We start from the raw sequence: 8515 nt of genomic DNA, 5'->3' as shown, positions 1-8515 counted from the left end.
ACCACACCACGGGGTGGCGGATCCAGTCAATTCAACCAATTCAATACAATAAATTGGTATCAACAAACTTGGCACACTATTGAGTTCTCAAACAACAGACACATTCGAATAATTCCCGAAACAATTCATATTCAAATGAATTATTTTGTTTAGCTTTTCTTCGCTGCGATGTTTATAGCTTATTTCATTCTTATTCACTTTGCAAATCCGGGTTATTTTCCCGATATTCACTCTGTGGAACGAATCCGCCCATCAAAAAGTGAAGCTTTTCATCATTTTCGTGCTTTGCACACGATGAATTGCTTCTCTTGTGAAGGGGGTTTGTCGCCACTCAACGGCGGCGACTCAGAAAACAATACACGCTCCCCCGAGTCCGTGCAAATCTGCTGCGGAGGAGCGTGAATGGGGGCTTGGGAAGGCTAAGGAACCAGGACTTCGACAGTCGCGAGATTCTTCTTTCCGCGGCGCAGGAGCAGGTACTGGCCATGCAGCAGCTCCGATTCGGAGATGACAGCTTCCGGGTCGGAAACCTTCTCGTTGTTTACATAGGCGCCGCCTTCGCCGACGGTCCGCCGGGCCGCGGACTTGCTCTCCGACAGGCCGGATGCCACCAGCAGGTCAATGATCCCGAGGCCATCCACCTGGATGCGGGCGGACGGAAGCTCCGACGTGGCTGCTTCCAGGGTTGGCCGGTCCAGGGCGGACAGGTCACCGTTGCCAAAAAGTGCAGCGGACGCCGCGATGACTTTCTCCGTTGCCTCCACACCGTGGACCAGGGAAGTCACTTCGAACGCCAGCTTCCGCTGGCCTTCCCGGGCAAAGGGACGTTCGGCAACGGCAGCTGCCAGCGTTTCGATTTCAGCGCGGCTCAGGAAAGTGAAGACCTTCAGCCGGTCCACAACGTCAGAGTCGGCGGTGTTCAGCCAGAACTGGTAGAAGGCGTACGGGCTGCACATGCCGGCGTCGAGCCAGATGGCGTTGCCTTCACTCTTGCCGAACTTGGTGCCGTCCGAGTTGGTGATCAGCGGCGTGCCCAGGGCGTGCACACTCTTACCCTCAACCTTGCGGATGAGTTCAGTGCCGCTGGTGAGGTTGCCCCACTGGTCCGAGCCGCCGGTCTGCAGCATGCAGCCGTAGTCCCGGAACAGCTGGAGGTAGTCCATGCCCTGCAGGATCTGGTAGCTGAATTCGGTGTAGCTGATGCCCTCGTCCGAACTGAGGCGGGACGCAACAGCATCCTTGCGGAGCATGGTGCCGACCCGGTAGTGCTTTCCGATCTCGCGCAGGAAGTCGATGGCGCTCAACGGCGCGGTCCAGTCGAGGTTGTTGACCATGCGGGCGGCGCTGGCGCCATCGAAGCTAAGGAAGCGGCGGACCTGGGCCTGCAGGTAGCCCACCCATTCGTTAACGGTGTCCTTGGTGTTCAGCGTGCGCTCGGCGGTGGGCCGCGGATCGCCGATCAGTCCCGTGGATCCGCCCACCAGTCCCAGCGGCTTGTGCCCTGCGAGCTGCAAACGGCGCATAACGAGGAGTTGGACCAGGTTGCCCAGGTGCAGGCTCGGCGCGGTGGGGTCGAATCCGCAGTAATAGGTGATCGGATCACCGGCGAGGAGCTTTTCCAGTTCCTCTTCATCGGTGGAGACGTGGACCAGGCCTCGCCACTTCAGCTCCTGCCAGACATTGGCGAAGGTGGGGTCGTTCTGCTGGGATTCGAGATCGTTGAGTTCTGACACGACTTCTAAGTTAGCAGGATCGGCGACGCCCGGCGCCGAAATGAACGGCGCCGGGCGTCAAGGGGCAAAGCGGACCGGCTCAGTCTTCGATGCCTGCCGGAATACCTTCCGCGGCGATGAGCCGGAGCCGCTGGGTGGGCCGGGTCATGGCGACGTACAGATCGCCCACCCGGCCATGCTCGCGGTTGAGCATGACGGACGGCTCAAGCACCACAACGCCGTCGAACTCCAGGCCCTTGGCCTCGCGCGGGCTGATGACCACGATGTCCTGTTCGTAGCTGCCCGCGCCGTTGCCGATGCGCCGGCCGTACACGGCACGAAGGGCTGACGTTGCAGCCGGCAGAAGGTCGCCGTCGGCAATCACGGCGAGGAGGCCGCCGTCGAGCGCTGCCAGTTCCTCGGGGAGCACCTCCACCAAACGGTTCACCACTTGTCCGCGGTCAACCTTGTCGATGACGGGGGCCCACCGTCCCTCGCGGACGGCCTTCGGCGCGGAAACCACGAGTCCGGCCGCGTTGGCCATGCGGGCGGCGGCCTCAGCGATCTGGGAGGGCGTCCGGTAGTTGACTGTCAGCTCCTCCAGCTGCCAGCGGTCACCGAACATGGGCGCCAGGGCCCCCTGCCAGGAGTTGGCGCCGGCGACTGAACTGGTCTGCGCGATGTCGCCCACGATGGTGAAGGATTTCAGCGGGCAACGGCGGACCAGCAGGCGCCATTGCATGGGTGAAAGCTCCTGCGCCTCATCCACCACGATGTGGCCGAATGCCCACGTGCGGTCGCTGGTGGCGCGCTCGGCGGCCGTCAGGCGGTTCTCGCGCTCCTGGTTCTGATCGGCGAGTTCCTCCGCGGAGATGAGGACATCGACACCCATGTCCCCCATGTTCACCAGTGTCTGCTTGGCGTTGGCAAGGTCCCGGGCGCGGTCGTGCTCCTGCTGTGCAAGGCCACGTCCCGCCGCCGGGTCCATTTCGCCAAGGAGCTCCGCGGCCTCGTCCAGCAGCGGGACGTCGGCCTCGGTCCAGGGCGCACCGGCGGGGCGCAGCAGCAGCGACCGCTCCCTAAGGGACAGGTTCGGTGTGCAGGCCGCCAGGACTGCGGGCTTGCTCAGAAGCTCGTTGATCAGCTTCTCCGGAGTCATCGGCATCCAGCACAGGTTCAGGACGATCCGGACGTCGCGGGCCGTGCGGACGTCTTCTGCCAGATACGAGCGGTCGGCATTGTTGCCGATGCTCCCGGCCTCCACGAGATCGGTCATCTGCTCGGTCAGTTCGCGGAGCAGAATTTTGATAAACGTCAGGCGCGCCTCGTTGTGCGGCTTGCCGGTGGACCGGGCACGTTCGCGCGCACGGCTTACCTGCCGCCGCGTCAGCACCAGCTTGCGGCCGTCGACGTCCAGGACACGGTCCTCGGCGGGGATCCGCTGCCGGTTCGCCACCGCATTGGCCACAACCTTCACCATGTCCAGCCGCCCCTTGATGGCCGCGACCTCTGCCTCAGGTTCGGCAACCGCTTTGATCCCGGGCATCAGGCGACCCACGCTGGCCATGACCACGCCGGTCTCACCGAGCGAGGGAAGAACACGTTCGATGTACTTCATAAAGGACGACGACGGGCCCACGAGCAGCACGCCAGCAGTCTTCAGCCGATCCCGGTGCGTGTAGAGCAGGTACGCGGCCCGGTGCAGCGCCACAGCAGTCTTACCGGTACCGGGACCACCCTGCACTACGAGGGCACCGGAAATGGAGGACCGGATGATGCGGTCCTGCTCGGACTGGATGGTGCCGACGATGTCGGACATCCGGCCCGTGCGCTTGGAATCCAGAGCCGCCAGCAATGCTCCTTCGCCCTGCAGCGAGGCGTCGTCCGCGAGCATGTCCGCATCAAGGACGTCGTCCTCGATGGCCTTGACTTCCCGGCCCTGCAGAATCAGGTGCCGCCGGCGGCGGACGCCCTGCCGGTCAAACGCCGTTGCCTGGTAGAAGTGGCCGGCTTCGGGCGCGCGCCAGTCCACCATGAGCCGCTGGAGGTCATCGGTGGTCAGGCCGATGCGCCCAATGTACTGGGCCTCACCGGAATCCAGGTCGAGGCGGCCGAAGACCAGGCGGTCGTCGACGGCGTCGAGCTGGGCGAGGCGGTCCTCGTAGAGCGCGGCGAAGGCGTCGCGTTCGGAGACATTCTGCATGGTGCCCACGGCACCGGCCCGGCGGACCTGTGCCAACTGCTGGCGCTTTTCCGTGCGGAGCTCTTCCAGCCGCGCGTACAGGCCGGCAACATAGTTCCGTTCGTGGGCCAAATCGGCGTCGAGCATTTAAACGTTCCCCTATCGCAAAAGACAGACCGTCCATTCTACAACCATTTCGGTTAACGCGCCCGCCGGTCCCCTGCCCCGGAAGTCACCCAATGTTCACTTTCAGGCCGCACACTTCCGTAGCCGTTCCGCCCCGTGAGTGATTCAATACTGCAATGCACCACGAGAACGTCCTGACCGGATACGGGCTTTCCCTCCTTCCGTTGGCACCGCACCATGCCGAAGGGCTGTTTGACTTCGTGGACGCCGCGATGTGGGCAGGAATGGCCGCGGCCCTGCCGGCCACGGCGCACGAGCTTTCAGGGCTGTTTGCCGCCAGGATTGAGGACCCGGCCAGCCTGGCCTTCGCCGTGACGGACCAGCGGACCGGGGCCCTCCTGGGCACAACCGCGCTGAATGCGTTCGATGCCGCCCAGCAGCGCGTGGAAGTTGGCGGCACCTTCTTTGGACGGCAGTTCTGGGGCACGCACGTAAATCCCGCCAGCAAACACGCCCTGCTCGCCTTTGCGTTCGACGGCCTTCAGGTTCAGCGCGTTGCGTTTCGCTGCGACGCACGTAATGTGCGCAGCGCCGCAGCCATCGAACGGCTGGGGGCAACGTTCGAGGGCCTGCTGCGCAGCCACCGCCTGGCGCCTGACGGCACACGGGCGGATTCCGCTGTGTTCTCGGTCCTGGGGCAGGAATGGCCCGCGGTCCAGCAGCGCCTCCAGCACCGGTTGGCACCGTTCGCCCTGGCGGGAGACCACCCGGGCGGGACGGATTATGCCCGGCGCACCTTCGCCGCCTTGTAGCGGGACACGGTGGGATCCCCTGGCAGCCAGAAGCGCCAGGGATACGTCGCGGAGCCGCCGTCGCCGGAGACGCCCACCCTCGGCCCGGAACTGAACACGGGAGCGGGTACCGAAGGCAGCCGCAGCTCGAAGGGGTCAGCCAGCGCATCCCGGCCGCTGTCGGCTGTAGTGAGGGCCAGCGTGGTGGCCAGCCGGGCAGGGCCGCTCGCCAGGTCGAGGGCCGATTTCGACGTCGGACGCCGCACCATCGCGAGGTGCTGCCCCTCCACCACCTCGCCCGCCCGCAGCAGGACGGCAGATGCGGTGCCCGCCGGGCCGCAGACGATGTTGGCGCAGTAGTGCATGCCATACGTGAAGTAGACGTAGAGGTGGCCGGCCGGGCCGAACATGGGCGCGTTGCGGGCCGTGGGGCCACGGAAAGTGTGGGAGCCGGGATCCGGATGCGACGAGTCGCCGGGACCCATGTACGCCTCCACCTCGGTGATCCGCACAGCCACAGTTCCCTCGTGGCTGTGGTGGGTCAGTACGGATCCCAGCAGCCGCGGAGCGACCCTCCGGGCGTCGCCGGACAGCAGTTCGCGGAGCTGATCCGGGCTGGCGGGACTCAGGCTGGCGGTCATGGTCCGACTCTATCGAACGCCACGGCCGTGTCCGATTTCCGCTAGCAGTCCCGGTCGCTGGCTGGCAGGATGGAGGGCATGGACTTCTGGCAGCGCTACCGCGCGATTGACGCGCGGGACACCCGGTTCGACGGGCAGTTCTACACTGCTGTCCGGACCACCGGCATCTACTGCCGCCCGTCCTGCCCCGCCAGGACCCCGAAAGCCGTGAACGTCACCTTCTACGAAACCTCTGCCGCAGCGCACGACGCCGGCTACCGGGCGTGCAAGCGCTGCCTCCCCGAAGCAGTGCCAGGCACGCCTGCGTGGAACATCCGGCAGGACCTTGCGGGCCGCGCGATGCGCCTGATCAACGACGGCGTGATCAACCGGGACGGGGTGGAGGGCCTCGCCGCCCGGCTGGGATACTCCTCCCGCCAGCTCAACCGGATCCTCAGCCACGAACTCGGCGCCGGCCCGCTCTCCCTGGCCCGGGCCAGCCGCGCCCAAACCGCCCGCACCCTGTTGGTGTCCACAGCGATGAAGCTGGCGGACATCGCATTCGCGTCCGGCTTCAGCAGCGTCCGCCAGTTCAACGACACCATGGTGGAGGTGTTTGCCATGACGCCCACTACCCTGCGCGCGACCGCCAGGCACCACCGCTCCCCTGCCGCCGCGACGTCGCTGGCGTTGAGCCTGCCGTACCGCGAACGGTTCGATCCCGGCATCTTTTCCTTCCTCGCCGTCAGGGCGATCCCCGGGATTGAGGCGGGGACGCCGACGTCGTACGCCCGTACTTTGCAGCTTCCGCATGGCGATGCCCGCTTCAGCGTGACTTACGACGACGGCGCTCCCGGACGGCCGCTGACCCTCACCATCGGCGCGGTGGACCTCCGGGACCTGCCCGCACTGCTGAGCAGGGTACGCCGGCTCTTCGACCTCGACGCCGATCCAATAGCCATCGACAGTGCCCTGTCCCAGGAGCCCCGCCTGGCCACCTCGGTTGCCAGTGCGCCGGGCATCAGGATGCCCGGCGCGTTGGATCCGCAGGAGCTGCTCATCCGGGCGATGATCGGGCAGCAAATCACCGTGGCTGCGGCCCGGACCGCACTGACGCAGCTGGCCGCTGCCGGCAGTCCCAGCGCGGTTCCCGGCGAGGGCCTTGACCGGCTGTTTCCCACCGCGGCCGAAATCGCCGAGGCCGGCTACCCGCTGCTGCGCGGTCCGCAACGCCGGATTGACGCCATCCGTTCCGCCGCGTCGGCCCTGGCTGGTGGTCAACTGGATTTTGGCTACGGGGACGATCTGCCCGGGCTCAGCGCCAAGCTGATTCCCCTTCCCGGGGTGGGCCCGTGGACCGTGGGGTACGTGGCAATGCGTGTCCTCGGCGCGCCGGACGTGTTTCTGGCCAACGACGCCGCGGTGCGAAACGGCATCCGGGCGCTCGCCCCAGCCCTCACGAACCAAAACGGCGGCGGCGTTAAGGCGCCTGGCGTTACGCCAAGCCCCGATTTCCGCGAGGTCAGCCCGTGGCGGTCCTACGCCACCATGCACCTGTGGCGCGCCGCGGAGTCAAAATCCTCCAAACCTATACAAGCCGTTCCAGAGAAAGCGATGCTATGAAAGCCCAGCTGTTAGTGATGTCCACCCCGGACGGACCGTTCACCATCCTTGCCCAGGACGGCGTGGTCCTCGCCTCGGGCTGGACCGCCGAGCCGGGTGAGCTGACCGGCCAGATCCACCCCGAGCTGCGGCCGGGCGACGTCGAAGCGGTCACGGACCTGGGCAGCATCTCCCGGGCCGTGGAGGCCTTCTATGCCGGCGATCCCAAGCCTGCCATGACCGTCCCCGTGCGCCAGAAGTCTGGGCCGTTCCGGTCGCACGCCTGGGATGTGCTGAGGACCGTTCGTCCCGGGTCACCGGTGACGTACACCGAGTATGCCGAGCTTTCCGGAAATCCGAAGGCGGTCCGGGCCGCGGCCAGCGCGTGTGCGTTCAACGCGGCTGCCTTGTTTGTGCCGTGCCACCGCGTCATCCGCACCGACGGTTCCCTGGGCGGTTTCCGCTGGGGCCTGGCCATCAAGGAGAGCCTGCTGGCCCGCGAGGCAACAGAAAGCCTGCTGGCCCGCGAAGCCGGATAGGGCTACCGCGCTGCGGGTGTCCCGGATGGCGTGGCTCCGGCAGCCGGCGTCCCGGCTGGCCAGGGCAGCAGTTCCGGGAGGTCCACGCCGTCCGCGGCGGCTGTTGCCCGCAGGCTGCCGAGCGATGGTTCACGGCCGGCCAGCCAGGCGGCAATGTCAGTGATCATCCCGCTGATAACAGTGGAACGGCCGAGTCCAAGGGTCACGGGCGGGAGCCCGAGTGGCTGCAGCACGAGTTTTTCCCCCGGCGGGACACGTGCCGCCAGGAAGTCGAAGAGGTGCTCGCAGAACTTCCGGCTCCACGTCTCGGGCCCGAGGCCCGCGTCCAGGTCCGCTGCGTGGATCACCAGCTCACGCCACAGCGCGAGGCCGCCGTCGAAGACCACTCCGCCGCGGTAGGCAATGGATGCCTGCCAGCCGGCGTCTCCTTCCAGCGAATCAAAAGCCGTCAATGCCCGGTCCAGGCCGGCCTGCAGGTCAGCCCGGTGCGCATCCGCATTGTGGCCGGCGGCCATCTCGATGGCCTTCGTGCGTCCGTCCTGGCCTCCGTCGTACAGCTCAACAGTGGCGCCGCGGGCGGCAAATTCCAGCTGCCGCGCCATGGCGTTGGAGATACCGGCGAGATGCGCCAGGACGTGCCCGCGAGTCCAGCCGGGCAGTCCCGACGCTGCTTTGACATCCTCATCGGTGAATTTCGCGGCGGTCGAGGCCACGGCGTCGGCGGCCTTATGCAGTTCGGCCAGTAGTTCTGAAGTAGTGATCTCAGTCATAGCGCCATGGTAGCCGACAGAGTTAACGACTCTTAGCGCAGAACGCTCTCTCAGTTAATGTATGAATATCGGCAACGCGAAAATTGTCAAGCTGTGTGGAGTCACTGGGCTAGTTTTTGGGGTGTTTTGGTCTCGGGCAGGTTGATCCCGACGTATTTGGCGGGGGCTGGTGT

7 protein-coding genes are annotated in these 8515 nt (G+C 65.7%); 3 read left to right on the top strand and 4 right to left on the bottom strand.

Translation table 11 applies throughout. From position 1 onward, the window contains the following. Positions 1 to 419 precede the first annotated feature (419 nt). Positions 420 to 1733: a tyrosine--tRNA ligase gene (tyrS, locus tag ACX80X_RS20770; RefSeq protein WP_058929431.1), complete on the bottom strand. Its 1314-nt coding sequence runs from the start codon at positions 1731 to 1733 to the stop codon at positions 420 to 422. A gap of 79 nt (positions 1734 to 1812) precedes the next feature. Continuing rightward, the gene (locus ACX80X_RS20765) at positions 1813 to 4041 is read right to left on the bottom strand and encodes a HelD family protein (protein ID WP_252602019.1); all 2229 of its coding nucleotides are present in this window, start codon (positions 4039 to 4041) and stop codon (positions 1813 to 1815) included. A gap of 155 nt (positions 4042 to 4196) precedes the next feature. On the opposite strand from ACX80X_RS20765, the gene ACX80X_RS20760 reads away from it, so the two are divergent. After that, positions 4197 to 4832, top strand: coding sequence for a GNAT family N-acetyltransferase (locus ACX80X_RS20760; protein ID WP_252602022.1), 636 nt, complete (start codon positions 4197 to 4199; stop codon positions 4830 to 4832). Here ACX80X_RS20760 and ACX80X_RS20755 read toward each other — a convergent pair. Next, positions 4802 to 5452 carry a DNA-3-methyladenine glycosylase gene (locus tag ACX80X_RS20755; RefSeq protein ID WP_252602025.1) on the bottom strand — a complete coding sequence of 217 codons (651 nt, stop codon included), beginning with the start codon at positions 5450 to 5452 and terminating at the stop codon, positions 4802 to 4804. The two genes, ACX80X_RS20760 and ACX80X_RS20755, sit on opposite strands and share 31 nt — an antisense overlap. 78 nt (positions 5453 to 5530) lie before the next feature. On the opposite strand from ACX80X_RS20755, the gene ACX80X_RS20750 reads away from it, so the two are divergent. Continuing rightward, positions 5531 to 7054, top strand: coding sequence for an AlkA N-terminal domain-containing protein (locus ACX80X_RS20750; RefSeq protein ID WP_459313246.1), 1524 nt, complete (start codon positions 5531 to 5533; stop codon positions 7052 to 7054). Beyond that, positions 7051 to 7572 carry a methylated-DNA--[protein]-cysteine S-methyltransferase gene (locus tag ACX80X_RS20745; protein ID WP_252602031.1) on the top strand — a complete coding sequence of 174 codons (522 nt, stop codon included), beginning with the start codon at positions 7051 to 7053 and terminating at the stop codon, positions 7570 to 7572. Before ACX80X_RS20750 ends, ACX80X_RS20745 begins: the two co-directional genes overlap by 4 nt. A gap of 2 nt (positions 7573 to 7574) precedes the next feature. On the opposite strand, the gene ACX80X_RS20740 is transcribed toward ACX80X_RS20745, so the two are convergent. Further along, positions 7575 to 8342 (bottom strand): maleylpyruvate isomerase family mycothiol-dependent enzyme, encoded by a 768-nt coding sequence (locus ACX80X_RS20740; RefSeq protein WP_459313244.1) that lies wholly within the window; start codon positions 8340 to 8342, stop codon positions 7575 to 7577. Positions 8343 to 8515 lie beyond the last annotated feature (173 nt).

The organism is Pseudarthrobacter sp. MDT3-1 (assembly GCF_054510755.1).
Note: the sequence above shows the minus strand (reverse complement) of the source record. Positions and strands in the feature narration are given on the sequence as shown.

Bases quoted from the DNA above. Each gene is read 5' to 3' on its own strand.
- ACX80X_RS20765 (WP_252602019.1), bottom strand. From the start codon at position 4,041: ATGCTCGACGCCGATTTGGCCCACGAACGGAACTATGTTGCCGGCCTG.
- ACX80X_RS20760 (WP_252602022.1), top strand. From the start codon at position 4,197: ATGCACCACGAGAACGTCCTGACCGGATACGGGCTTTCCCTCCTTCCG.
- ACX80X_RS20755 (WP_252602025.1), bottom strand. From the start codon at position 5,452: ATGACCGCCAGCCTGAGTCCCGCCAGCCCGGATCAGCTCCGCGAACTG.
- ACX80X_RS20750 (WP_459313246.1), top strand. From the start codon at position 5,531: ATGGACTTCTGGCAGCGCTACCGCGCGATTGACGCGCGGGACACCCGG.
- ACX80X_RS20745 (WP_252602031.1), top strand. From the start codon at position 7,051: ATGAAAGCCCAGCTGTTAGTGATGTCCACCCCGGACGGACCGTTCACC.
- ACX80X_RS20740 (WP_459313244.1), bottom strand. From the start codon at position 8,342: ATGACTGAGATCACTACTTCAGAACTACTGGCCGAACTGCATAAGGCC.